Below are 26,584 nucleotides of genomic sequence, written 5' to 3'. Positions count from 1 at the left end.
TAGTTGCCTAATTTTCCGGATAAACTTCAATGAGCAGGTTCTTTTTGAAGGCAAGCGGCAGCTCAGCTTCGGGGCCTGTCACAACCCCAAGGTCTATTCCTTTTACATAATCCCGAACACGATATTGTTGATCATTCTGCAGCCCTTTTAGACGCACCGTTCCTTCCCAGTCCTGATTATAGAAGGCATAATGAAGGGTGTCTCCTTTCTGTATCACATGAGTTTCAGGTAGCTCCCAGCCTATATCATATAAGCCGCCCAGGTATGATTCTTTCGAGAGCATCTTTTGATGGTAGAGGCCAAACCACTTCTTCCAGATGATCTCCCGCTCTGGTGTTAACAGGTTGTCTTCTGTAACCGTTGGATTTTCACGGGGCCAGGTAAATTTGGTGCCCAGTACTGCTCCTATTCCAAAGGAGCTTGCAAAGTCGCTTCGTTCATCACTTAGTTCTACATGATCGCCAAAGTAAGCGGTTTTTCCAAGCAGCGCTTTGTATGTTTTGCCTTTATGCCTGATTTGCCAGCTGGAGAGCGGGTCGGAAGCAACTGCCTGGTTCATGTAGGGCATGTTGAATACCGACATACAGGTGCCGCAGGGACAGTTTTGAATCACCGCATTGGGTTTGATGTCCCTGGCATTTTCATATATCTGTGCAAAGAACTGGGGTAGCTTCTCAACAGATTCCTCAGGGTGCTCCAGGTTATGGGCTGGATTGTAATCAGGAGGAACAGCGTTCAGGTGCTGTCCATCCATTTTCAGTCCGTCAAATCCCCACTGGTTCATGAAGAGGTCAACTACTTCCTCTGTATGTTGAATGGTTTTTTTATAGGCAGGAGACATATAGTAGGCGTCCCACCAGGTAATATACTGGGGAGAGCCGTCTGCATTCAATAGCTTCATATCCGGATGCTCCTGCAGCAGCTTACTTCCAGGGTCAGCAGCTAAGGGTGCCCACCAAAGCATGGCTTTCATGTCATAGCTATGGATTTTATCAACCAGGGCTTTCATTTGCGTATCGCCCTTCGGAAACTTTTGCCGGTTCACTTGCCAGTCACCTTCTGCCTGCTGAAACCCATCATCTATGGTTACCCATTTAATACCCAGCTCCTTTACCTTTGGCAAGGTGCCAATAATCTCCTCCAGGGTAAAATCACGCATGTAACCCCAGGCACACCAGGAGGATTCATAGGCAGCTTCTTCGGGCTCTACAAAGTCTAAACCTTTAGCACGCAGCAGATTCCCATATGTAGCAAGGCTGTTATAGTAATCACCCTGGTGTACCATGACGAAGGTTTCTATTGTTTTCAGAGTATCACCAACACCAAGCTGTAATGGTTCTCCATACTCAAACTCAGTGCTGATGCTGGCAGTAGTCTCGTCCTGGTCAATATCCACAGGCAGGGAAATCAATTTTGGCTGCAGCTCGGCATGCCCAATGGCAATACCCACATCCGGACGCCATAGGTTTGTAACCGGAATGCCTCCTCCATAGTCGGAACTGCTGAGGCCCATATAATTTTCCTGGCTGAAGCCTGGCTTCAGGGGCTGGATCCAGTCTTTCCGGGCACTGGTAGAACCTCCCTGAAAAGACCAGAACAAGGTTGAGTCCTGATGCGGCAGCACCTTATAATGATGATTCACCCATTTGTTTACCTGGATAGTCTTTGATGAACGGTTTATATACATCACCTGCATCAGCAGCATATCAGGAAAAGCATCATATGCCTTGACCGTCATTACTTTTTCAATCATAGAATCCCCGTTCTTACTACTCCCCTTCAAAGTCCAGCGCTGTCCTTTACCCACCTCATCAGTAAATTCCTGATCGTTCCTTTCGTCCAGCATAAAATCCTGGGCTCTGAACTTTTTGGTGATCAGGTATTCCGAGGGCAATGCAGCCTCCATCAGAGGGCTGGCCCCTTCAGCTGTAGATGAAACCCTGGTATGGAAGTTGTTAGTAATCTGCAGGGAGAGCTTGCCATGCTGAATCAATACTTCTTCTGGCTGAACTGCGGCCTCCCTGCCTGCGCAGGCAGATAGCATCAACATCAATAGCAGGGGTTTGAAGTATAAATTCATAGGCTTTATTTTCTTTTCAGGATTCTTGCCGCATTGCTGCGGTACAATTTCTTTAGCACCTTTGGCCGTAGCCCGAAGCCATGCAGGGGCCAGTGATAATTGAAGCGTTCTGTTTCGTAGAAATGCTCATCTGTGCTTTCCAGAATACGGAAAGTGGTCTGGTACATCTCTGCTTCCATACCCATGTCGGTACCATAAAGCAGCTTGTTTTGGTGCTGCTTGTAGAATAGTTGCATTTGACGGGGAATTGGAGCCGTTTCCCCATAACGGGCAGAAATATCAGCATACAGGTTTGGGTACTTTTTCAGGAGCCGCCCAATCACCTCCAGATCCCATTCACAGTTGGCAAAATGACAGGCAATAAAGGTAGTTGCTGGGTTTTCCCGTACAGCATTTTCTAACGTTCCAATAAGCGCAGCATGATTCAGAAAGCCTGCTTCACTTGTATCAATCTGCCATACATGAGCGTTCATCAGTCCGTCGTTGGTAGCATCCATTGGCTGATACATCCACATAGGCTCGGCTACGTGTACGCTGATGGGCATCTTCAGCTCGGCACATTTTTCCAGCAGGGGCTTGATACGGGCATCATCGATGTGCATGCCCCTGCCAGGCACCGGTTTTGAGTACAATTCTCCCAGCCCTTTATCCCCTAATTCACCAACACCCCGGGCACCAACACGATAACAACGCTCCAGTTCGCGAACTGCTTGTTCGCTCCAGCCCGGTTCCATGTAGCCGGTGTAATCAAAACCGCACCATACTTCAAAACGATTGCCATACCTGGCATATACCTGATAGGTAGAGTCAAAAGCAGGCCCGGTGGCATAAGTTAGGATGATCGTTTTTTCTATGCCAGCCTTATCCATGACAGCAATCCAGCGGTTAAGCTCTTCTTCAGACCGGGCATAGGCATGTGAATGCATATCAATGACAGGATATCTCGCTTTGGCTATCCTGGTAACAGGTATTTTGTAAATCGACTGCGGCCGATAGTCCTTCAGCAACAAATCATCAGGCGATTGTGCCTGGCAAAACAAAGAGGAGCTGAATAGAGCTGCTAATATGTATGCCAGTATCCTCATCATGCAGGTGAAACTACGTTAAGCTTTTGTGTGATGAGTTTTACAACAGAGGCTGTTGCTACAGGAAATACCTTACGCAAATCAATCTCTTCATTATTGCGCAATACCTCCTGCAGGGTCTTCATGAACATATTTTTGGTTTCGGTAGCCAGATTAACTTTTGTGATTCCTCTTTTTATGGCCTCCCGAAGCTGATCATCAGGTATACCCGAGCTGCCGTGCAATACCAGGGCAGCCGGAGTGGCTTCATGTATGCGTGAGAGAAGTTCCAGCTGCAGTTTTGGGGTTTCTTTGTAAAAACCATGTGCTGATCCTATCGCAATTGCCAGCGCGTTAATGCCGGTTTCATCCACAAAACGCTTCGCCTCCTCAGGCTGGGTGTAAATACTCGACTGTTCCTGTCCCAGTTTTGCTACATAGCCCAGTTCTGCTTCTACATTGGCTTTATATTGCTCGGCCAGTTTTACAACTTCTAAGGTTGTTTTTACATTTTCGGAATAAGGCTGTTCGCTGGCATCGATCATGACAGAGTCAAAGCCGGCATCCAGGCAGCGATGCGCAATTTCTACAGAGCTGCCATGGTCCAGGTGAAGCCAGCCCTGCACCTCATAGGTCTCAAGTGCCGCACGTGCCATTGCTGCAGCAACCTTCAGTCCCAGGTAATGAATAGAGCTTTCGGATAGCTGGAGGATCACAGGCTGACCAGTTGCATTTGCAGCCTGGAGCACACCTGAAAGTGTTTCAAAGTTATAGAAGTTTGTAGCCAGCAGTGCTTTACCTTCCTGCCCAAGTGCTGCAAGTTTGTCCTGAAGTGTCATTAAAAGGTGTAGTTAAAAGTAGATTCAGCAATTGATTTTACCAGATCGAGATTTTCGAAGGCAGTAGTACCCCCAGGACGGGTGGTGTTAATTGCCCCGCTTAAAGCGCCAAATTCCAGGCACTCCTGCAGAGATTTCCCCTGTATATATTTTGAAATAAAGCCTGCATCAAAGCTGTCTCCTGCGCCAATGCTGTCAACTACCTGTTCATTCAGAAAAGCAGGCTGATGCACAAGCTCGCCTTTCCGCCAGGCCCAGGCGCCTTCACGTCCCCCTTTCACCACCAGGATATTGGCATAGCGCTTTAGACTTTCGATACCATGCTCCAGATTGCTGGTTTTAGTCAGCGCCATCAACTCAGCGGTATTGGGCAAAAATACATCAACATGGGGAAGGAGCGCTTTCAGGTCAATATCCCAGCGTTCTGCAGGATCCCACTGCGGGTCTATGGAGGTGGTAAGTCCTAAACTTTTTGCTTTTTGAAAGAGTGGCACCAGCTGTCTTGTTAAGCCTGCCTGTAAAAATACAGAGCTCAGGTGCAGATGTCTGGCGCTTGTCAACACAGTCTCCTGCACATCCTCCAGTCTAAGGTGTTCCATGGCACCGGGGTGGGTAACCATAGCTCGGTCTTCGCCGAAATTTAAAACAATGGTGGCACCAGTCTGGTGGTCATCATTCAGGAGAATATTGCCCGTATCAACCCCCCGGGATTTTAAGCTGGCAATAACAAGATCACCAAAATTATCATTTCCTACCTTCCCAATGAATGTGGTCCTTACGCCAAGTGTGCTTAAGTTGCTGGCGAATATGGCAGAACTGCTTCCCAGGGTAAGGTTCATATTTCCTGCAAGCACTTCCTTGCCTACTTCCGGAAACTGATCAATTTGATTAAGGATAAGGTCAACGTTAAGTTCACCAATCACTACAACATCATGAATTTTATCCATTCGGATTTAATAAAATAGTTATGGATATACCTGAACGTAAAGCTGTTCTAGGCCAGACTCAATTCTACTTTTTCAGTCAGGAGAAGATCGTTCAAGTCAACAAGGTTGAACTTATAGAAGTACTTATCCATGGCTTTTTCAATGTGTGAGAGCAATATTTCTTCTGCTTCAACACCATTGAGATCCAGGTTACGATAGAGTCTCCAGCGGGAAGCCAGCACTTCCGGGTTCTCCCAGATGTATCTGCATCCGGTCTTTATCAGCCATTCCTGGCGCTCAGGGCTGTTTGCATAGAAGTCATCTGCATCCTCTCCTTCCAGCATCCACTTTTTCCAGCGCTGCGAGTCAATCACCGCTTTCCAGAGCAATGCCTTTAAGTTAGAGGACTTTGCTACATTGCCCTCTGCCAACAATTTGTCTTCTATTTCACACAGTTCCATCAAACCTTCGTATTCCCGTTCTGTAAATTCCGGCCCCACATTGGCTGCCCCCATGCCTGAGCGTGGGTAGTCCTCCGGATTTGTTACGTTATCAGAATAGTGGCCCTTGATTACACTGCCATACTGTTGTGCAACTGCGGTAAGTTCTTTCGCCACCTCCGGATCAAAGGTAGAGGTATGCAAATCGGTGCCTACTTTCCCCACTACAAAACAGGGCCACACATCCTCCAGCTGATGGCGCTGAAGACCTTCTTTGAGAAAGCGCAGAAAGCGGTCGAACACCTGCATATCAGCCAGTCCGCCATGTACCTCTTCAGTTCCGACTTCGTATGCTATTGGAGGATAACCATGACTTCTTCTGAAGTTTTCAGCATGAGCAATCAGGTCTATGGTTCGTTCTGCCACCACATCAATATTGATGATTTCCCCTTTTGGTAGGGTTATGTCAATCGTAGGATCTACATGTATTAGATCATATCCTGCTGCAATGGCTGCTTCAAAAGATTCTTTAACAGCCTGCAGTGTTCTTTCATAACTCCACTTCTCACGGTTGTGTACATCTTTCAGCCAGGGACCACCATGATCTATCGCAATAATAACAGGTCCTGTATAATGGATTGCTGCTGCCTCCCTACGAATGGTTCTTACAAACTGCTCCTGAGTCAAACCAGTGTACCCGCCGTCACTGTCAACCTGATTAAGGGTGGCAGCAAACTTGATCATTGCATTGTTCCTTTTGGCGGAACGTAGCGAGGCTTTGATAACAGCTAATGAATTAGGGCATGCTGCAAAAATTGTGCGCTTAACCCCAGTCTCATTTTCCGAAGCATTGATTTGTTTCAGCACATAATCAAGCAATGACATATTCTGCTGCCTTGCTGTCTCTCTTAGGAATTGGTTCATAGGTAAAAAATATTGATTCAGTGGTAGAGAAGTTGAGAACTGAACTAGTGCATCGCGTAAATTTCTACTCCTTCCACCACCCTGGTAATAGCACCTGTGGCAGAGGGTGAATCAGGCTGAAGACCTAGTTGGAGCGATTTATAGAAGCCTAAGATCTGAGATGGAACAACACTGCACACTGCTAGAAATTCTTCGTCCAGGGCGTAACCATTCTCAGACAGTACTATTTTATTTTTAAGCTTTACATTGGGAATATCAGATTCCATAATCCCCACTTCCGCCAGCGGAGCCTTTCCCTTCTTCATGGAAGCAACAAGGTCTTTTTCGTAACGCAGGGGATAATCATTATTTGAGAAGATGTAAACGACCAGCGTGGTCTCATCCACCACTGCCTTAGGACCATGGCGGAGGCCGAGAAATGAATCCCGCTTGCAAATCACCTTACCATCAGTCAGCTCCTGCACTTTCAGGTGCGACTCAGTGGCGGTACCATAAAAGGGGCCAGCACCCAGGAATACGGCACGCCTGAAATCCAGCTCGGCCAGTTGTTTCAGGTCCTGTGCATAATAATTGATGATCTTTTGCCCGTAAGTAACGATCGTTTGCAAACTTTTGCGCATGCGCTCCAACTCGTAAATATGAGCAACCAGTTTACCTGCCAGCAGCATCCCTGTATAGCTGCTGGTCATGGCCAGGCTTAAGTCACATGCTTCCTCGGGTAGGGTTAATATATAGCTGTCTTGCTTTGTTCTAATATTAGCAAGCTTTCCTTCTGGATTGCAGGTGATCATCAGATGATAACAACTTTTGCAGACTTTATCAGCCATTTCCACTGCTGCCACACTCTCGGGACTATTACCGGAGCGCGCAAATGAAATCATCAGTGTAGGAACATCAGCATGTAAATAATCTTTTGGATGAGATACCAGATCTGTCGTGGAAATAGCTTCTGTAAGTATTCCTGTTTGTCGCTGAAAAACGCCACGCAGGGATAATCCTATGAAAGCACTTGTGCCGGCTCCCGTAAGAATGATTCTTTGTATTTCCTTATGTTTATCAAAAAAAGATTGTATAGACTCACGTTCCCCCTCTACCAGGCTCCAGACTTTCTGCCATATTTCGGGCTGCTGAGAAATTTCTTTTGCCGTATGGATCGCACCACGATCGGTCAATTCCTGCACATTGAAGCCTAGATATTTCATATGTCCCATTGATTTATATTAGTATCTATCAAAGATATAAAAAATAACAAGACATCTTTCGTTTCATTATTATTTTTTATTACGAAACCTTATTTTATGACATGTTAAACTTCCTAACGTTTAATTTTGCACTTGCAACAAAGTTTGTATGTAAATTTTAGTAATTTTAAATATCCAACGTTTGCCTAAAGAACTTTCAGCTTGAAAAACATGTCAAAAAATAGAGATTCAACAGTAACCCGAAGAAAGGAGACCCTTCATTTGATTTCGGATCAGGGGCAGGTTTCTGTGAAAGCATTAAGTGAAAAATTCAATGTTAGTGAGGTTACCATTCGCAATGACCTGGAGCAGCTGGAGAAGAAAAACTTACTGATACGGGCAAGGGGTGGCGCACTAAAGGTGGAGAGTGGGGTGGCCATTGATCAACGTCTGGTTGATAAAAACCAGATAAATTTCCAGGAAAAAGCCAGGATCGGAAAAAAGGCAGCACAACTGGTGTATGAGTCAGATACCATTATTATAGATTCCGGCTCTACCACTGCGGAAATGGTCAGAAGCCTGCCTGAGCTACAGGACCTGACGGTTGTCACCAATGCGCTGAACATCGCTAATCAGCTCATGACAATTCCGCATATCAATGTGATCATTCCTGGCGGCTTTCTGCGTAAAAACTCTCTTTCTATGGTGGGACCACAGGCAGAAAAAAGCTTGCGGAACTTTAATGTCGACAAGGCCTTTCTTGGTGTTGACGGATTTGATACCAGAAACGGTATTTTTACTCCAAATGTTGAAGAAGCCCGCCTGAATGAAATCATGATAGAGATTTCCAGGGAGGTAATCCTGCTGGCTGATTCCAGCAAATTCGGCAAAAGAAGTTTTGCCTTTATCTGCTCTATCAATCAGATTGATAAGGTGATAACTGATAATGGAATCCCGGAGGACGACCTCAAACGCCTGCAGGATGCTGGCGTGGAAGTAATCATTGCTTAGTTTATGCTTAGTGCAGAAAAAAAAAGGGCTCTTCCAGAAGAGCCTTTTTTTTGAACCAACCAAACAAACAAAAAAGATTATTTTAAAGACAAGAGGCTCTACTCATTTTGTGTAGCCAGCCTGTTTGTGAACAACTCATCCTGTGGTATGTAATAGATGTTACGCGGGCTTTGCCAGCTTACCACTTCCTGGGGTTGTACCCCTGGGAAATTTCTATTCATATCCAGTTTGTTTCTGTATAAATCGATGCTGCGGTGTCCTTCATAGGCTAGCTCCAGTCTGCGCTCCTGCAGTACAGCGCCCAATACTGAACTGGCGCCCTGTAAATTAGTCAGACTGTAAAGTGCATCACCGGATAATCCTGCCCTCTGCCGAATTACATTGATGTCATCCAGTGCCAACTGGTCCTGTCCCAGTTTTGCATAAGCTTCGGCGCGGTTGAGGTACATTTCAGCCAGGCGGAGCACATGTGGCGAATTTAGCGTTACCACCCCATCCTGATAAGAATGCTTGGTGATAAAATATTTGGGAATGCCATTTCGGGTCTCCACAGTTACACCATCACTTGCGTACTGAGGCACGATCAGGTCATTCCGTACATCTTCGGGATGCTGACCCAGTAACTGACGCAAGGGTTCTGAAGCATATATTTCTCCCCAACCAATCTGATCCGTTAGATACATAGAACCAATTGATCCTGTGCCTCTGTCATCCTGGAGGGTATGCTTTATGATGAGGATTGATTCCCTGGAAGAAGGCGTATTCCAGAAAGAGTTCAAATAATCCTCCCCAGGGACCAGCTGAAACTTAGGAGATTCAATTACATCAGAGGCATATTGGATTGCTTTATCATTCATCTCCATGTACAGATAAGCCCTTGATAAAAGTGCCCAGGCAGCTTCCTTGGAAGCATATTCCACGCCCCTGCCGTTGGCGCGCGACATTAGCGCTGCAGCTTTCTCGAGGTCACTTACTACCTGCTCATAACTTTCGCCGACAGTTGCTCTAGCCTTATTATCAGGGTCTGTGCTGTTTAAGCGCAGGATTATGCCGGGATTATCTGTACCATGAGAATAAGGTTTGGCAAAGAGGCGCAGCAAATCGAAATGAGCCATAGCACGCAAAAAATAATTTTCCCCCAACAGATGATCACTTGATGGACTGATTCCCTCCTCAACTGATTCTATATTCTGATTGGCGGTATTGACTATTTTATAGGCAACATACCACATATAAGTTGAATTTTCCTGTGCGGGAAAATGCTCCCTGGTAACTGCCGCAAACAATGGATCTGTCGTGGTTGCGCTTAAGGTGACATTGTCACTGGGATATTCCAGCATCTGGTGCAGGTTGCGCGCATAGGTGCTTCTGAAGTCATTTACCCCTTTGTATGGAAGCTGGTCTTTCATAAGGGAATAAGCACCGTTAGTAGCATATTCCAGTGCATTGGTAACTTCTGCCAGGTTCTCTTTTGTAACACCTTCGAAAGGGTCAATATCAAGGCTGCAGGCGTTATTCAATAGTACTAGTATAGCGATAGAAAGTATTCTGCTCTTCATAATTGTATAACGATTAGAAGCTTATTTGTAAACCCACTAAATATTGTTTGCTGATAGGGTATTTAAAGTCTGATAAACCTGCCAGGCCGAAAGAGCCAACCTCTGGATCCATGCCGGAAAATTTCGTAAACGTAAAGAGGTTGTCACCGGAAATAAAGATGTTCGCTCTTGCGATTTTCACCTTTGACAGGAGCGCGCCTGGAAGGTTATAATTTAGCATGATGTTTCGAATCCGCCAGAAACTACCATCCTCCAGGTATCTTGAGGAAGGCCTGTTTGACTGCAGGTTGCCTCCGAAGACAGGCTTTGGATGCGTGGCAACATCGCCTGGGTTCTGCCAGCGCGACCAGCCATCTGCCAGTTGCATCATATTAAAGTTGAAATTGGCTCCATCTGCATCAACAAACTCCCGCGTACGATGATAAACGAGGTTGCCATACTGAAATGCAGAAGATACGCTTAGGGTAAGCCCTTTGAAACTAAGGGATGAGTTCAGTCCACCGAAAAAGTCAGGTGTAGCAGTACCTACCAGCTGTAAGCTGCTTGTTGCCGAAGCCAGGGCATACTGATTGGTTACCTGATACTCTACCACATTACCTTCCGAATCCGTTACTGCCTGCTCCCACTGCGGATCTCCATTCTCCGGATCTACACCCACCCATTTGGGCAGATACCATGAATTAATATCCTCACCAACACGCACTGACTGTTTTACGCCATCATAAACCTTATTGATGATAGTTCCTTCTGGTAATTCTTTAACCTGATTTTGTGCTGTCCCAATATTGAAGTTAACATTCCAGCTTACATTTTGTGTGTGCACAACATCGCCGCCAATTCCCAGTTCAAATCCCTGATTAACTACACGTCCGGCATTTCGCCAAACTTCAGCTATGCCCTGCGAAGGTGGCAACTGCACTTTAGACAGAAGCCTGTCTGTATCTTTATAGAAGCCGTCAACAGTGATGTCCAGCCGGTTAAAAAGTGTGATATCCAAGCCTAGGTCAGCAGCCTTTGTTTGCTCCCAGCCCAGATCTGGATTGGGTAAGGTTTCAGGATATCCTGCTGAGCCACCGTTGTATTGTGTTGCAAAATTGTAAAGGGCAAGGTATTGAAAGGCAGGAATGTTATCGTTTCCTACTATTCCATAACTACCGCGTAGCTTTAGCAGGGAAACTGTTTTGCCCAGTGAGCTAAAGAAGTTTTCATTGCTGATAAGCCACGAGGCAGAAAGTGCTCCAAAATTACCCCAACGTTTATTTGCTCCGAAAACAGAACTGCCGTCTCTTCTGAAAGAAGCACTTACAAAATATTTCTCCCTATAATCGTAGCTAACTTCTGACAGGAAAGATTGAGCGCTTGTCTGTACTTTGGTTCCGGAAATACCCTGAGGGGAAGCAACACCACCCGGAATTTTGATTCCGGAGACCACACCATAGCCATTTGCTCCCGCCGATTCACTTGTCCATTGCTGCGCTTCGAAACCAATAAAACCGTTTAGGTGGTGAGGGCCAAAGTCTTTATAAAAGCGGGCAAGGTTAGTAGTAATGCCGCTCACGCCTTCTGTTACGCCAAAAGAAAGTATTCCTGAATTACTTCTTCCTTCAATAGTGCGAACATCTTCATAGGTATCATTCCTGTAGTTGGAGTAGGAAATACGATTGCGTGTCTGCAGGGAAAACCAGGGAGTAACATCTACAGAAAGTACCACATCCCCATTCATGGTCAATCCCCTTGTTGCATAATCATTGTATTGTGCACTGTGAAGAATATTATTTTTATCACGTGTTAAAAAGCCAGGGGTGTTTGCATCCACATACCTTATATTTCCTTCTTCATCATATGGGGTGTCATAAGGCAGGTAGAGAAACGGCTGGTAAGGCCAGCGCCAGTGGTATGAGTTGTTTTTATCCCGGGTAATATTGAAGTTGGTGGTTAATCTTACTGCATCTGAAAGTTCAAAATCAAGGTTTGATCTGAAGTTCAGACGCTGGTAGTTTGTGCTAAGCAAAGTGCCTTCTTCGTCATAATAATCACCTGCCAGGTAATAGCGTACCTTTCCGCTACTGCCGGTAGCAGAAATATTGTGATTTTGAACAATGCCTGTTTTATAGGCGAGATCCAGCCAGTCGGTATCCGTTTCTAGCACTGTGGCTGGTCGTATACCATTGAACACTGCTGAGCTGTTAAACATCAGCCGTTCTGTATCGTAAAGCTGCTGGGCATTCATGAGCCCAAAATTACCGGTGGTGATCTGGCGTGTTCCCACGGTACTGCGAACAGTGATCTCGGTTTTTTCAGTAGACCCTTTCTTGGTTGTTACTACAATTACTCCTGCATTTGCCCTGGATCCGTATAGCGCTATAGCACCAGCATCTTTCAACACTGTAACGCTCTCTACATCATTAGGATTATAGCTCCCCCCGATGATGCCATCAACCACCACCAAAGGCCCTCGATCAGCATTGATTGAAGAGTTACCGCGAATACGAATCTCTGCCGCCGCTCCGGGTGCACCTGTTGCGGAAGTTACCTGTACGCCTGCTACCTTTCCCTGTAGCATGGTTTCCAGGTTTGGTACCGTAACGCCTTTTATCTCCTCTGCTGATAGGTTGACTACCGAACCTGTGATTTCCTGCTTGGTTTTAGCTGAATAGCCTACTACAATCACTTCATTCAATTCTTCAACAGACGGACTAAGGGAAATATTTATTTCGCTCCTGCTTGCTACCGGCACCTCCTCACTTTCGAATCCTATAAAAGAAAACACAAGTACCGCATCCTGTCCTGGCACCTCAAGTGAATATTTGCCATCAAAATCTGTAACTACACCGGTGGTTGTGCCTTTGACAATGACATTCACACCAGGTAATGGCTGTTTATCCAACAATGAAACTACCCTTCCCTTTACCGTTTGCTGAGCGTATCCCTGCAATGCAATTATGCAGAAGCAAAAAAGTAAGGTCGAGATTCTAAGAGAAAGTATAAATCTAGACATGCTTAGAATAAATAAGTTTTAGTAAATATATTATCTTTCGTATTATTACGAAACTAACTAATGATATATTTTAAATTTAATTTAACTCAAGACGAAAGATTGCTATTATGATAAAAGCCAGAATGTGGTTGTGGTATGCTCTGATAACTACCCTCTCATGGGGAGTCTGGGGAGCACTGATAGAAATACCTGAAAAAGCAGGCTTTCCGGCCACACTGGGATACGTAGCCTGGGCGCTCACCATGATCCCCTGCTCTATGGTTGCCTTACACCTGGATAAATGGAAATTAGCCACGCATCCCCGTGCGGCTATTTTTGGCTCTCTGGTTGGCTTTTTCGGCGCGGGTGGGCAGTTGATTCTTTTCCAGGCCCTGAGGGATGGTCCTGCTTATGTTGTTTTTCCTTTAATTTCACTGTTCCCTGTGGTGACCATTTTCCTCTCAACCTTATTTCTTAAAGAGAAAGCGAGTAAACGCCAGTGGATAGGCATAAGCTTTTCACTGGCAGCAATCTTTTTTCTCTCCTATCAGCCTCCCTCTGATACTGTTTCCAATGATCAGCTCTGGCTTCTGTTATCAATAGGTGTTTTTATTCTTTGGGGTTTCCAGGCATTTATTATGAAATTTTCCAATGACCTGATGAGTGCCGAAAGTATTTTCTTTTACATGATGGCTACCAGCGTTCTGCTGATTCCTGTTGCCATCTGGATGACTGATCTTTCACAACCTATCAACTGGGGGTTTGAAGGGCCTTATCTGGCTGGATTCATACATGCCCTCAATGCCTTTGGAGCACTTACCCTGGTGTATGCGCTTCGCTATGGCAAGGCCATCATTGTTGTACCCATGACAGGGCTTTCTCCCATCATTACAGTCATTCTTTCTTTGGTGTTGTATGCTGTGATACCAGGAACTATGCTCATCATAGGGATGACTTTAGCAGCGGTTGCTATTTACATCTTGAGTGAATAAAATAAGGACAGGCAGGGGAAATCCCTTCTTCTAAAGGATGGCCACCATCCCTGCCTGCACATTTAATTTATTCCCCTGACTTACTCTTTCAAAACCTTCAGATATCGGGCAGAAGAACCATTACTTATCTTAAGCAAATAAAGGCCTGGCCGAAGGTCTGAAAGATCATATCGTGTGCCCTGCTCATACCCACCTGCTGGTTGCAATGGCAACACCTTACCCTGAAGATCGATCCACTGAAGTTTAACTTCCGATAGCTGATAGCTGGCAAGATTCAGCCGAAGCATACCTCCTGTAGGATTAGGAAATACATACACCTCTTTGAAAACCTCATCCTCTAGGCCAAGCGTAACTTCCGGCGCTGCAGAAACTACTTCTGAGTAGCGTGAGGGCCCTGCCTCATTGAATGAAAATACCCGGTAGTAATAAGTTGTTCCAACCACCACATCATTATCGTAATAAGCAAAAGTTACAGAATTCTTTTCAGCCACCACCTCAAAATTATCCTGATTGCCCACGGATCTCTCCACCACATAGCCCAGGCATTGCTCACACCGCTGCCACTCAACAATGAGCTGTGATTCGGGAAGGGTTTCTGAATTTGTCACACGAACATTTGCAGGAGCCTGTGCGGGTAATAAGCGGACAAACACAGCCGGAGGGCTTGCCTCTAAAGGTAGTAATACCTGCTCTCCGGAAGGAAGGTGGATGGCGGCCCCTAACTTAATGGTCTTATTTTGCCCCAGGTTATCCAAGAGGTTTAGCGGAATGGCCAGCTCATAAAAACCACTGGATGTTGCCCTTTCCACCTTCTGCACAAACAGCCAGTCTTCTGCCTGAGCAGCGAAAAGTGAATCATTCCTGATTAGATAGTCATAACCGGCGCCCGTCCATAACTGATTGGCCAAGCCACTTGCTGTGCTGTTGTCTGTGTCTAAATACACTGCATAGTCATCAGGAGTGCTACCTTCAACAAGTATAAGAAAGCTTTCTGCTCCTGAGAATAATTTGATGGCATGGGTGCGTCCGGCACTGTATGCCGTTGCCAGTGGGGCTACTCCCTCCCACTCCTCTATTATTCCATCAACTGTAAAATCATAATACACAGGCCTTGTCCTGGTAACAATCTCTACTTCGGGTGTGTAGGTCGAAAGGCTGTTGCCATCTGTAGAGCTGGCAAAGTAACGATATCTATAGCGCTCATTCAGGGCAAGACCAGCATCAGCATAATAAAAAACACCTGGATCAAGCACAGCTATGGTTTTAAATGCTTCGCCATCAGCAGCCCTTTGCAAAGTTCGATATACTTGGCTCTCTTCCAGTCCCCAGTATACCAGCGCTGTGTTTCCTGAAGATGTTGCCAACGGTGTGGCTGGCGGACCCAAAAGCAGCCTAAAAGGAATAAATGGCTCATTCTGAAGAGGCAAATAACTACTTTGCACTACTCCTGCCGGATCATTAACGAATGCCAGGGATATCCCCTGATTAATGGCAACATTGGAAAAATGGCTCTTGGGAATGCCTATTTCAATCACTGATCCATTTTGCTCTACAGCAACTGCTTTCGCTACTCCCCAATTCCATGCTCCATTCGTTCCAATGTACTCATACAAGATGCCATTCTCAACCAGATAATCCGCACCATTGGCCGTCCATTGCCAGGCATTATATCCTGTTGCTGCAGATTGATCGGCATCTATAAAAAGCTGGTAGCTTGGCTGTATTAAATTGCCTGTAATCAGAAAATACAGGCTGTCGCGATCATTAAATGCCTTGATAGATTCGGCTGCCTGTCCTTCTTCTGAAATAAGCGACCCTACAGGCTGCCAGTCATCGGCCATGCCGTTTGTGCTTATTTTTGCGTACTCCTGAACCTGTGGTTTTGAGAAAAAAAAACTGTTACCGGTGTAGGATGGTACAGCAGCAGCTCTGTCTACCACCAGCTCATGCTGCAGATAATTATACCCGGTTTCAGCCTCCCAAACCTCTTCGTTTGCCAGGCGGATGGAATAATCAGGATTAGCATAAAGAGCAGGTTCCGGATCCGGCAAATTCAGGAACATATCATAAGTGCCTTCTGCAATGCTGGCAGGCAGTCCGGCTGTAAGCGTTACGTGAATGGTATCGGACAATGACCAAAGCCGGGGATCTTCTTCAACCGGCAATAGGTATATTTTACCGCTGGTTTTCTCTCTTAAAACAACTTCAACCAGGCGTGGATTATATGGATTTGCCCAGCCTTCGTTTAGCATTTTGATGGATAGGTTAACCTCTCCACCGGGTTTGCTGCTTTGCTGAAGCATGCTCTTGGCAAGCCTGTAGCGATAGCCCAGTTTGTTTTGCACTTCGGGCATGCAGCCCCCGCTTTCCCAGCTACTTAACACCTCCTGATGATAACCAATGTTCAGGTAAGACCAGTGAAAACGCTCCATCTGCTCAAGGGCATTCGGGCATTCAGATAAAGGCACGGAAACACCACAGGTTTCTCCGCCCATCGGTAAATACTGTGTTTCCTGTTCCAGGAATGCTTTTTCTGCCGCCATATTGCCCGTGTAAGTACCAACATCATTTTCTGACGCCAGGAAGCAATCGTTATGATGGCCGAGCCTAGAATTTACAGATCCGCTAAAAGCTTCTGCTTCTGTTAGTGCTTCGGTTGATTCAGTTATTTTAAACTTTATATCAGGAGTCCGTAACTGCACGGCACGGTCTTGGGGCAGTGCCTCCAGCAGCGCATGCACCAGTGCTCTCCTGTTTTCCCAGTCTGCAGCTGTTGGATTGCCTAGTGTTTCAGAGAAATGATCGGTATAATACCATTCTCCCCAAGCACCAACAAACCCTGCTTGAACAACAGCTATTACATCGCTGTTGCGCTTAAGCACAGGAGAGAGCTGGTTGATATGCGCCAGCACCCGCTCAGGCCTTGCATCGCCATAGGGAGCTGTTGACTTTTTGGTATAAGCAAACCTTATAACTCCTTTCACACCTGCAGCCCGCATGGCATTGAAATCCTGCTGCATGGCTTTTAGATAAGCCTCGGAGATATCTGTCTCTGCAAAATCATTTAGATAAAAAAGCCGAAGGATCAGTGTAAATCCTTCGGCACGGTAATTTCGTAATGTTGCTTCGTTCAGAAAAGAATAGTTGGCAGTACTGGTTTCAGTGTGCCGGTAAAACCCACGCTCGGGGTTAGGAAAATTAGACTCTTCTGTACTATACGTGATGGTAGAGAAGCTTTGTGCGTCTGCAGATGGTATTTGCTGTAGCATCGCTACAGCAAATACCATTATAAAATATCGAAAGTTCATGAAGGTTGGGGTCTTCATACTATTGTTCTTTTTTGCGTCTCTTACTGGCTTCTGCTAAAGTTGGCGGCAAAATCAGTAATCGTCATTTAGTGCAAACTCATTTTTACGGTGCATCCATTTTCCCTGTGTAAAGTCAGGGAATTCTACAGTTTCACCGCCCAAATGAATAGAGGATTCCGAGAGTGGTGTTATCACACTCCAGGTAACGGCATCATACACATCCTGCGGTGTTGGAATCTTCCGCTTAACAGCCTCTACGAATGCATGCATCACAAACCAGTCCATACCGCCATGTCCGGCGCCAGAAGCATCATTTCCGTATTTTTTCCATAGTGGGTGATCATACTTGTCCAGCCATTCCTGGGCATTGTCCCACTCATGAGGCTTTTTACTTTTGCCCTCTAAATAGATGCCATTGTTGATATCCATCCACAGACCCTCTGTTCCCTGTACGCGGAACCCGAGAGAGTAGGGTCTTGGCAGATTCGTATCGTGCTGCAGCAGGGCGGTTTCACCATTAGCACATTTAAGCATGGTAGTTACAACGTCTCCCAGCTTAAACTTAACCTTTGCATTTGGATGGTTTTCACCACCTCTTTTCACGATGAAATCATGTAAACCCCGTGCTTTGGAAGAATAAGAAACAAGCTCGGTGAATCGGTTGCCCCTGTTGATGTCAATCATCATGGCAACCGGGCCGATTCCATGGGTTGGATACAGATCTCCATCGCGATGTACAGAATGTTGGGTGCGCCATTGTGCTTCAGAAAAAGCCCCTTCTCCAAATTCCACACCACCACCATAAGGCTGCTTTCCATCATTGAACTTTACCTCACGCAGGTCATGCTGATAGCCCCCTTGTACATGTACGATTTCGCCAAACAGGTTTTGTCGAACCATATTCAGCACCGCCATCACGTCACGCCGATAGCAAACGTTTTCAAGCATCATCAGAGGCATGCCGGTACGTTCTGCTGCATGCACAACCTGCCAGCACTCCTCTACCGTTGTGCCTACCATTACTTCACAGCCTACATATTTTTTGGCATTCATCGAATCAATACACATCTCTGCATGCCACTTCCAGGGGGTAGAAATAATAACAGCATCAATGTCTTTATTCTCTAAAAGCCTTCTGTAGCCATAGGGGCCCTCCATGATGACCAGCGGCATCCGCTTTCCCGATTTTTTGATCAGGTCTTTGCTCATGTCAATCATGCGCTGCTGCACATCGCATATAGCCAGCACTTCAACATCATCCCGCTGCAGTGCGAGCTGCAGATGGTGCTGGCCCCGTAAGCCCACCCCTATAAATCCTAATCTTGCTTTTCTATCTTTATTTTTGGAGAAAACGATACCTGATGGTAGAATGGACAATCCTAAGCCGGCTAAAGCCGCTGATTTTACAAATCCTCTTCTGGATGTAGTGCTACTCATTAAAACCTGATGTTTTATATTTTAGAACTAAAGGGCTACTGTAAATATTAGAAATTAAAAAGCGGAAGCAGTCTTTGGAATGCCTCCGCTTCAATCCAAACAACCAATTACTCTGTCATCTCAAAGTAGAGTAACTTTGATTCTTCGGTATCTGGAATTGGCAGAACACCTAATCTTGCCCATGTTGCAGTTGTATTATTAGGATCAACTGTTCCGTCTACATCCACAATAGCGAAAGAGAAGCCTTCGTCAGACAAGTCAGTGAATGCAGAACGTAATATTGAGAATTCAATTGCCTTGCCATTTCCCTGTGTGATCAGATCAGAGGAAACCACAGTGCCTGAGCCAGTAGCAGAAGCCACGTCCCAGCCCCAAACCTCAGGTGCGCCTTCCTGATCCCTGAAAAGATCAGCATCATTAACCTCTGCAAAATCTCCTTCTATCAAGTAATCAGCACCAAAACCCATAGGATACCATCCACTAAAATAGCCTGTTTCAGGATCATTATCCGCATCCAGGTAGATATCAAAAAAGCCTCTTAGGTTGGCTGTGCCCTCCACCAGGAAATAGATGCGTTCAGCGTCATAATCAACTTTGATGCTGTTGATGGTGCCGCCCTCACCATTTGTAGCAGTAGTTAGAGCAGGGATATCAGCCCAATCAGAAACATCTCCATCAATCTCTACAGGAGATGACTTTGCCAGGGTAATTTGATCTGGTAACGAGGTTGCCGTTCCGCCCGGGCCTGTTGCTGTTAAACGGACTGTATAGGTTCCGAACTCATCATAAGTATGGACAGGATTCTGTTCTGTAGAAGTGTTGCCATCTCCAAAATCCCAGGAGTAGGATGTTGCGTTGGTAGAGGTATTAGTAAAAGTAACTTCACGGTTATCGGCTTCGTAGGTGAAGGCGGCTTTTGGCTCAGGTGCAGGATCATCATCCCCGCCACAGGCAGCTAATGTAATCAAAGCAGCAAAGAGCATTACTTTGCTCAGACTCCAGAAAAATAATCTTTCCCTCTTCATAAGTTAGTGATTTTAAATTTAAGTGATTACTTTAATTAGTGTTATTATTCGTTTCAATCTTTCAGCTAAATGTAAAAAGATAATTAAATAAAAGAAATAATAATTTCATTTATTTATTAAGGCGGTAATCAAAAGGTTTTGCAAGCAATAATATCTAACTTAGGCTTTCTTTCTTAAATAACGAAAGTATCTCATGAGGCAGCCATTTGCTCTTACACTATTAATGTTCGCCACAACCCTGTTCAGTTGTACTGGCGCTGACCCTGCTCCAACAAGAGAGGAGGCTGCTATATTATACTATGAAGAGAGTCAGGAAGACTTCCCTAATCCGGAACGTGGGTTTTACCATTATTCCCAGACAACTGCCGGTAATTACAGCCCTTTGTCAGAATACACTTTAAAAAGTTACAGAACTTCTAAAACTGTATCGGGTGCTACTTATGATGTGGTCAGTACCCTGGTCTTCCGCTATTTTATTTTGGATGCTTTCAAATCATCACCCCTATCGCAAGATTTTATCGATAAGGTAAATAGTGACTTTACAACTGCCCGTGCTGCCGGCGTGAAGCTAATACCACGCTTTACCTACACAGTGAATGCAACCGCCGGAAATTGCTCTGAGGGGTTTATCTGCCCTCCTTATGGAGATGCACCGAAAGGTACTGTTATAGAACATATCAATCAGCTTAAGCCTGTATTTGAGGCGAATGCTGATATAATTGCCTGTATACAAATGGGCTTCATTGGCACCTGGGGTGAAAACTATTATACTGACTATTTTGGCGATGCATCTACTAACGACCAGGGTAAGCTTTTAGATCAGAACTGGCAGGATCGAATAGATGTGTTAAAAGCATTGCTGGATGCAGCACCCAAAGACATTATGGTACAGGTGCGGTATCCGCAGATTAAACAGCGTCTGGTTTATGGTATAGATGCCCCGGCAAGCTCACCAGCCCTTACACCAGATGAAGCTTTTACAGAAGAGGATAAGGCCAGGATTGGCTATCACAATGATTGTCTGCTGGCCAGTAGTAACGACTTTGGCACTTATGAAGATTACGGCAACTCCAGCTCACCGCGTAGAAATGCCAACACAACTTTAAGAAACTATTTTTCAGAAGACAGCAAGTATGTTGTGGTAGGTGGAGAAACCTGCAGTGATGGCTATAGCCCTCAGAACGATTGCGAGCCGGCAGGAAAAGCAGAACAGGAATTGAGTGAGATGCATTATACATATCTTAATACCGCTTATAACAATGAAGTGAACAACGATTGGGTAACTGGTGGCTGCATGGAAAGCATTAAAAGAAAACTGGGTTACCGCCTGATTTTAAGAGAAGGGACTTATTCAAGCCAGATCAGCAGATCTGAGAAGCTTGAAGTAAACCTACAACTGGAAAACATAGGCTACGCATCCCCCTACAACCAGCGCCCTGTTAACCTTATTTTACGAAACATTTCAGATGCTACTGAACACACGCTACAGTTTCAGACTGATATACGTCACTGGTTTACGGGTGAAGTGCAGGTTGAGCAAGAGTTTTCGGTTGCAAATATCCCTTCAGGAGAATACGAATTGTTTTTACAGCTGCCGGACAAGTACAGCAGTATTGCCAACAGACCTGAATATAGTATCAGACTGGCTAATGAAAATACCTGGGAAGAAACTACCGGCTACAACAAACTAGATCACATTTTAACGATTGATTGAAAGAGGTTTCTTCTGATGCATTCATGAAACTTTCTTTCAAATGTTGGTTATACTATATGGTTGCTTTCCTTGAGAATATGTATCAGGGGGTAACTGTAGGCTCCTGTTGTCCTTTTTACTTTTGAAATCAATCCATTTTATTGACAACAAAAGATTTTAAAATATGAATTTTGCAGTCCTTTTTGACATGGACGGTGTAATAGTGGATAGTAACCCATACCACAGGCTGGCCTTTCAGTCTTTTCTTAAACAACACAACATTGTACTGAGCGAAGACGAGCTGAAGACAAAAGTGTTTGGACGCACCAATAAAGAAATCATGTCTTACATCTTCAAGGAAGATGTAAGCCTGGAGCAAACAGAGGCTTGGGCTGACGAAAAAGAAGCTATATTCCGCGATCTGTATAAGGGTGATATCAAGGCTGTTAGGGGCTTGCTCCCCTTTCTGCAATCACTCAAAGCCAATGGGATAGCCACAGCTGTGGGTACATCAGCTCCACTGGCAAATCTTGATTTCGTTCTTGATATCCTTAACATCCGGCAATATTTTGATGTACTGATCCATTCAAAGGACGTCACCCATGGTAAACCACATCCTGAAGTTTATTTGAAAGCTGCTGACCTGTTAAGAGTAGATGTCAGTCAATGCATTGTTATTGAAGATTCACTACCTGGTGTACAGGCAGGATTGAATGCTGGTATGAAAGTAATTGGCATCACTACTACACATACTCCACAGGAATTACAAGATACAGATCTGGTAATACAGGATTTTGAAGGGATGAGTGTAGAAAAGATTCAGGCGGTGCTACGCGCTTAATAATGGCAGCATTTGGGCAGCTTAATGTTGATGCTTGCTTCTAAACGCTTTACCTGGCGCATTTCTGCGGGGAAAGATTGTACAGGTTAATCTGTTATTGTGGCCATGGATGGATGGGTAGAATAAGGGACCCTCTGGCTCAGAATACTGCTCCCTAATAACCATTGGATTGGCTTGGTATTATACTAAGAAATCATAAGTTTCTTCCATTTGTAATGAGCCACACTGATGCATGGTTTGCAGCTGGCAGGTAGTCATGATCATTTATCATTATATATTTTTGCTTGTTTGACCTCCCCTCAATAAATCGGACTAATGTAAAGGGGCCGTCGCCTTTAGCTTTGGGAGGTAGTACAAAACTAAGATAGGCAGTAGTTTCTTTAAAACATACCGGCTTAGGTGAACTATGGCCGCCGCCGGGTAAGACCCATGCCGCGATTTAGTACCTAAGCCGGTTGATAAGGACCTGGCCGCGGCGGCTGGATATTCCGCTCCAAAGTGGTTCAGAGTCAGATTTGGTGATGAAGGTCTAAATCCTGCTGAATTTAGTTAAGCAAGAATGGAAACCAGCTTGCTTATACCACCTGAATTTGAAGTATTAGCTACTTCCGTGACCGAAGCAAAAGTTACCCTCCAGCTTCAGTTTACCGCTTCTACCGCTTACTGCCCTCTTTGTAATAGTTTAAGCACTCGCATCCATAGCCGCTATGTACGGAAACTTCAAGATCTGCCCATCAGTGGTAAAGTAGTAGAGCTGCGACTCTGCACGCGCAAGTTTTTCTGCCAACAGCAGGACTGCCCCAGGTAAATCTTTTCTCAACAACAGCAGCATTGCCTAAAGCGCTATGGTAGAAGACTACTTCGGGTATGTGAGCAGGTGATCTGTATTGGATGTGAAATGGGTGCTAAGCCTGGGGCTCGGATTTGCAGGCTGATCGGCTTACCATTAAGTGCTTCTACTGTACTAAGAAAAATCAAAGGGTGCCCCAAAAGTGAACCAGACACTCCTACAATTCTGGGTGTTGATGATTTTGCTTTTCGCAAGCGGGATACCTACGGCACCATACTGGTAGACCTGGAAAAAAGAAAGCCTATTGACTTGTTGCCAGATCGGGAAGGCAAAACTTTAGAAGCTTGGTTGCTGGCGCATCCTGGTGTTAGTATTGTCAACAGAGATCGTTCTTCTGTGTACGCCCATGCCATCAGCAGGGCCTGCCCAGATGCTGTACAGGTAGCCGATCGCTGGCATTTGCTCAAGAACCTGGGGGAGAATACCACTCAATTTCTGGACAGACAAAGGTCCCTGATTAATGAAATAGCCGCTGAAGTCTTTCTTCAGGCAAAGCCTGATATTAGTACAGAACTGCCGCAGAAGAATGCCAGCGTACGTGCGGAAAAGCGGTATGCTCTTTTTGAAAAGGTAAAACAGTTGCAAAGTGAGCATTATTCCATCAAAGCCATCGCTCGTCATCTGGGCATCTCCCGCAATACGGTGAAAAAGTATTTTCTCCAGCAGACTTTTGTACCTAAACGTCATCCACGCCTCACCAACCTTTTGGCCTATGAGGCTTATCTGCGTCAGCGCTGGCAAGAAGGTGAGCAATGTGCAAAAACACTCCTGCAGGAAATCAAAGCCAGGGGCTATAACGGCTCCTATACCATTCTGGCTGGTTTTCTCTCGCAATATCCTAAAACAGCAGAAGGCTTTGCTTTACCTGCTGCTCAAAAAGTAGTAAACTACTCAACTCGTAGTCTTAGCATTGCCTTTTGTAAGCCACAGAAGGATTAGGAGGATAAACAGGTACCTTTTCTAAAAAACTACTGGAGAAAAGCTCCTTGCTACAGCAGCTCTGGGAACTGAACCTGGAATTCAAAAGCATAATGGCGCAGAAGAAGGGAGACAACCTGAAGGCTTGGTGTGAAAAAGCTGCTCAACATGCTTCATTCAAAAGCTTTGTACAGGGAATCCGGCAGGACTTTGATGCAGTCTATCAGGCGATGACCTCCTGCTGGAGTAACGGGCAAACAGAGGGGCAGGTTAATCGCCTGAAAAATATCAAGCGCCAGATGTATGGCAGAGCTAGTTTCGAACTTTTGCGTCGGCGAGTTCTGGCTAATTCAGCATAGCTTCACCAAATTTGACGCTGAACCAGCATTACCGAAATATCCATTTGTTTTTTGCCCAGCTGCCGCAGGCATTAATTAACTCAAAAAACAAAAGTAGAACAGCCATGACGAGGAGCGGCTGACAAGCAAACGGAAGCTAAAACAAGGTGGAGCCCCATTTTTTTTAATTTTCCAAAAATAAACTCTCCTAAAAAATTGGAACGACCTTGCTTTTGCTGGAGTGCAGCCTTGGCAACGCACCACAGGCATACCGCTTCTCCTCTACCCCGACCCAAGGAGGGGTAGGCCCTGACAATAGGAAGGGCTAATGGCCACTGAAGGTTCTTAATGGGCTGGAATAAAAAAGCCCCTACTGCTCGGGGCGGTAAGGGGCTTTTTCCATATTGTGGGTATGGAAACGAGCAAAAGGCTTGTATATGCGGGGTGGTTCACCACCACTCATTATCATCTATTTTATATTTTGCCTCAACCATAGTCTTGCCTATGCTATTTTTTTCTTTCTCAAAACTTATTGACGACGAAATATAATAGACTTGCTCGCCAAGCTGTGGTCTTTCATAAGACAGAATTCTTTTATAGTCAAAGTTGGCATCTAAGTTGACGCCCTGAAAATGACCATCCCCTGAAAGTAGGCTTACTTTTCCATCTCCGCTGAATTGTAGATACCCTGAAAAACCATCATTTATTCCCGAGTATTCAACCCAAATCTTACCTGCACTCTGATTCTCTGCATTTTTATAATAGAAGCTCGTGATTCCACATTCATCTATCCTAGTAACTGTTACATCCTCATATTGATATTCCACCTCAGTATGTAGACCACAACATGAACAAACAAGAATACAGATAACTACTAAGAATAATTGATTCATTTTTTAAAATGTTGCTTTCCTATATCAATAGAGCGTTGACTAAGTTTATCTTCCCCGAATTTACTGATAAGAAGGCCTATCACTCCTCCACCAGATGGATTTAGTCCTACGGCGCCTGTAACTATACCTGTTAATAGTTTGTTATTTCCAGTCATATTGTATGCCGCGAAACCAAATTGAACAACTGGCTCTATGCCTGACTGTACGGCTACTGCCCCAGCAGCATAATTTCCAGCATCTCTAGGTGATGCATATTTACCATAAAGTAGAGAACCATTTTCTACTTTAGTTTTTAAATCCCACGCCCCATTGGTTCCTGCCTTACTTGCATATTCCTTCAAGGAAGGCTTTGCTTCAATTATTGCATCTACCTTATCCGTTAGCTCTGAGGAACCAAAGTCAATTTGTATATCAGCGGGTTTAACCTCGCCCGTATCATTGTACAAACTTTGATCAGCAAAGCTTAATGAATGTAAAGATTCTCCCATTTTCTCTCCGCCAGCTGAAATGTTCCCTTTATGATATGACCCATTTACAGAGCTTAATGCAGCCGATCCTACACCTTCATGTTTATAAACTCCAAGATCTCCATCATCTTTTACCGCTACGACATTGCCATTTTCATCAGTATGTGTTGAAAATGGCTTCATGCCATCAGGGTCAATGTAACGAATAGGATTATCATAGGCATAATTGTAAGGAGAATGCCTACGCATCTGATCAGCCAACGGATCTACTGCATGCCACCTTCCCAGAGCAGGATCATACATCCTGGCCCCATAATCAATCCACCCCAGATCAAGATCATCCTGACTTTCCTTCCCGTTGTACTTATACTTATTCTCCAGTGCACCTTCTCTCTGATAGCTATTAAAAGTAAGACCGAAGGGATAATACCCGTAGCGCTTTTTAGCCCTGGTTTTCTGTCCCGGTTGCGGTTTTCAAAGAACGTTTTCTTGTAGTAGTATCCTGCAGCCGGTAGGGCTACAAGATAGAGGTTTTTCTTTCAGTTGAAGAAGAAAAACAATAGCTAATGATCAGGCAGCACAGTATATTGTAATCATGTGCGAGTCGTCTGAGTTGTAGCCTAGCCGATGAGCTGCCGCTGGCTTTTCTGTGATCTGTATGTTATACATATCCTTAACAGCGTACAGTCTCCAGTGGGGTGTCTTCTGGCTTTCACTGTATCCACCAATCCAGAAGGCTCGTAGCACCAGGTTTCCGGTGTCCTTGTGTCTGCCTAAAGTAAAAGGCTCCACTATTCTAGGTTGGCCCTTATACATAAAGG

At 45.1% G+C, this 26,584-nt stretch carries 20 protein-coding genes and 1 pseudogene; 7 read left to right on the top strand and 14 right to left on the bottom strand.

Annotated features, from left to right (window positions below):
* Positions 1–7 precede the first annotated feature (7 nt).
* From KWJ01_RS00820 to KWJ01_RS00795, 6 genes are read right to left on the bottom strand one after another with little or no spacing between them, the layout of a single operon-like run.
* Entirely contained in the window at positions 8–2,080 is a 2,073-nt protein-coding gene (locus KWJ01_RS00820; RefSeq protein WP_224994368.1) for a glycoside hydrolase family 36 protein, read from the bottom strand.
* A 5-nt stretch (positions 2,081–2,085) separates the two neighbouring features.
* Positions 2,086–3,168, bottom strand: coding sequence for an amidohydrolase family protein (locus KWJ01_RS00815; protein ID WP_224994367.1), 1,083 nt, complete (start codon positions 3,166–3,168; stop codon positions 2,086–2,088).
* On the bottom strand, positions 3,165–3,983 hold the full coding sequence (locus KWJ01_RS00810) for a class II fructose-bisphosphate aldolase (protein WP_224994366.1): 819 nt from the start codon (positions 3,981–3,983) through the stop codon (positions 3,165–3,167). The genes KWJ01_RS00815 and KWJ01_RS00810 overlap by 4 nt, the downstream gene beginning before the upstream one ends.
* Positions 3,983–4,930 carry a carbohydrate kinase family protein gene (locus tag KWJ01_RS00805; protein ID WP_224994365.1) on the bottom strand — a complete coding sequence of 316 codons (948 nt, stop codon included), beginning with the start codon at positions 4,928–4,930 and terminating at the stop codon, positions 3,983–3,985. The genes KWJ01_RS00810 and KWJ01_RS00805 overlap by 1 nt, the downstream gene beginning before the upstream one ends.
* Positions 4,931–4,977: 47 nt before the next feature.
* On the bottom strand, positions 4,978–6,273 hold the full coding sequence (locus tag KWJ01_RS00800; protein ID WP_224994364.1) for a class II D-tagatose-bisphosphate aldolase non-catalytic subunit: 1,296 nt from the start codon (positions 6,271–6,273) through the stop codon (positions 4,978–4,980).
* A gap of 44 nt (positions 6,274–6,317) precedes the next feature.
* Complete coding sequence (locus KWJ01_RS00795; RefSeq protein ID WP_224994363.1) at positions 6,318–7,475, bottom strand: SIS domain-containing protein; 1,158 nt, start codon at positions 7,473–7,475, stop codon at positions 6,318–6,320.
* Between the two features lie 210 nt (positions 7,476–7,685).
* Here KWJ01_RS00795 and agaR point away from each other — a divergent pair, with 210 nt between their 5' ends.
* Positions 7,686–8,465, top strand: a complete 780-nt coding sequence (agaR, locus tag KWJ01_RS00790) for a transcriptional repressor AgaR (protein WP_224994362.1) — start codon at positions 7,686–7,688, stop codon at positions 8,463–8,465.
* A gap of 98 nt (positions 8,466–8,563) precedes the next feature.
* Here the strand turns inward: agaR and KWJ01_RS00785 are convergent, their stop codons facing one another.
* Positions 8,564–10,024, bottom strand: coding sequence for a RagB/SusD family nutrient uptake outer membrane protein (locus tag KWJ01_RS00785; protein ID WP_224994361.1), 1,461 nt, complete (start codon positions 10,022–10,024; stop codon positions 8,564–8,566).
* Between the two features lie 13 nt (positions 10,025–10,037).
* The gene (locus KWJ01_RS00780; protein ID WP_224994360.1) at positions 10,038–13,022 is read right to left on the bottom strand and encodes a TonB-dependent receptor; all 2,985 of its coding nucleotides are present in this window, start codon (positions 13,020–13,022) and stop codon (positions 10,038–10,040) included.
* Positions 13,023–13,129: 107 nt separating this feature from the next.
* Between KWJ01_RS00780 and KWJ01_RS00775 the strand changes: the two genes are divergently transcribed.
* The gene (locus tag KWJ01_RS00775) at positions 13,130–13,993 is read left to right on the top strand and encodes a DMT family transporter (RefSeq protein WP_224994359.1); all 864 of its coding nucleotides are present in this window, start codon (positions 13,130–13,132) and stop codon (positions 13,991–13,993) included.
* Between the two features lie 80 nt (positions 13,994–14,073).
* Here the strand turns inward: KWJ01_RS00775 and KWJ01_RS00770 are convergent, their stop codons facing one another.
* The 3 genes from KWJ01_RS00770 to KWJ01_RS27870 form a co-directional block, all read right to left on the bottom strand.
* Positions 14,074–17,319, bottom strand: a complete 3,246-nt coding sequence (locus tag KWJ01_RS00770; protein WP_224994358.1) for a DUF4832 domain-containing protein — start codon at positions 17,317–17,319, stop codon at positions 14,074–14,076.
* A gap of 54 nt (positions 17,320–17,373) precedes the next feature.
* The gene (locus tag KWJ01_RS00765; RefSeq protein WP_224994357.1) at positions 17,374–18,738 is read right to left on the bottom strand and encodes a Gfo/Idh/MocA family protein; all 1,365 of its coding nucleotides are present in this window, start codon (positions 18,736–18,738) and stop codon (positions 17,374–17,376) included.
* A gap of 107 nt (positions 18,739–18,845) precedes the next feature.
* On the bottom strand, positions 18,846–19,763 hold the full coding sequence (locus KWJ01_RS27870) for a PKD domain-containing protein (protein WP_304502753.1): 918 nt from the start codon (positions 19,761–19,763) through the stop codon (positions 18,846–18,848).
* Between the two features lie 193 nt (positions 19,764–19,956).
* Between KWJ01_RS27870 and KWJ01_RS00755 the strand changes: the two genes are divergently transcribed.
* The 5 genes from KWJ01_RS00755 (at position 19,957) to KWJ01_RS00735 (ending at position 24,424) form a co-directional block, all read left to right on the top strand.
* On the top strand, positions 19,957–21,477 hold the full coding sequence (locus KWJ01_RS00755; RefSeq protein WP_224994356.1) for a DUF4832 domain-containing protein: 1,521 nt from the start codon (positions 19,957–19,959) through the stop codon (positions 21,475–21,477).
* A 163-nt stretch (positions 21,478–21,640) separates the two neighbouring features.
* Entirely contained in the window at positions 21,641–22,297 is a 657-nt protein-coding gene (locus KWJ01_RS00750) for an HAD family phosphatase (protein WP_224994355.1), read from the top strand.
* A gap of 559 nt (positions 22,298–22,856) precedes the next feature.
* Positions 22,857–23,105: a transposase family protein gene (locus KWJ01_RS28190; RefSeq protein WP_224994354.1), complete on the top strand. Its 249-nt coding sequence runs from the start codon at positions 22,857–22,859 to the stop codon at positions 23,103–23,105.
* Between the two features lie 90 nt (positions 23,106–23,195).
* Entirely contained in the window at positions 23,196–24,086 is an 891-nt protein-coding gene (locus KWJ01_RS00740) for a transposase (RefSeq protein ID WP_224994353.1), read from the top strand.
* A 92-nt stretch (positions 24,087–24,178) separates the two neighbouring features.
* Entirely contained in the window at positions 24,179–24,424 is a 246-nt protein-coding gene (locus KWJ01_RS00735) for a transposase (RefSeq protein ID WP_370634617.1), read from the top strand.
* Positions 24,425–24,852: 428 nt separating this feature from the next.
* Here the strand turns inward: KWJ01_RS00735 and KWJ01_RS00730 are convergent, their stop codons facing one another.
* The 3 genes and pseudogenes from KWJ01_RS00730 to KWJ01_RS28185 all read right to left on the bottom strand — a co-directional run.
* Positions 24,853–25,296, bottom strand: coding sequence for a hypothetical protein (locus KWJ01_RS00730; protein ID WP_224994352.1), 444 nt, complete (start codon positions 25,294–25,296; stop codon positions 24,853–24,855).
* Positions 25,293–25,946, bottom strand: a complete 654-nt coding sequence (locus KWJ01_RS00725; protein WP_255650977.1) for a hypothetical protein — start codon at positions 25,944–25,946, stop codon at positions 25,293–25,295. The genes KWJ01_RS00730 and KWJ01_RS00725 overlap by 4 nt, the downstream gene beginning before the upstream one ends.
* 9 nt (positions 25,947–25,955) lie before the next feature.
* Positions 25,956–26,180, bottom strand: a pseudogene (locus tag KWJ01_RS28185) (RHS repeat-associated core domain-containing protein); the annotation flags it as partial.
* Between the last annotated feature and the right edge of the window lie 404 nt (positions 26,181–26,584).

The organism is Cesiribacter sp. SM1, from assembly GCF_020178975.1.
Lineage (GTDB): Bacteria > Bacteroidota > Bacteroidia > Cytophagales > Cyclobacteriaceae > Cesiribacter.
The sequence above is the reverse complement of the archived record's forward strand: the minus strand, read 5'-3'. Positions and strand labels throughout refer to the sequence as shown.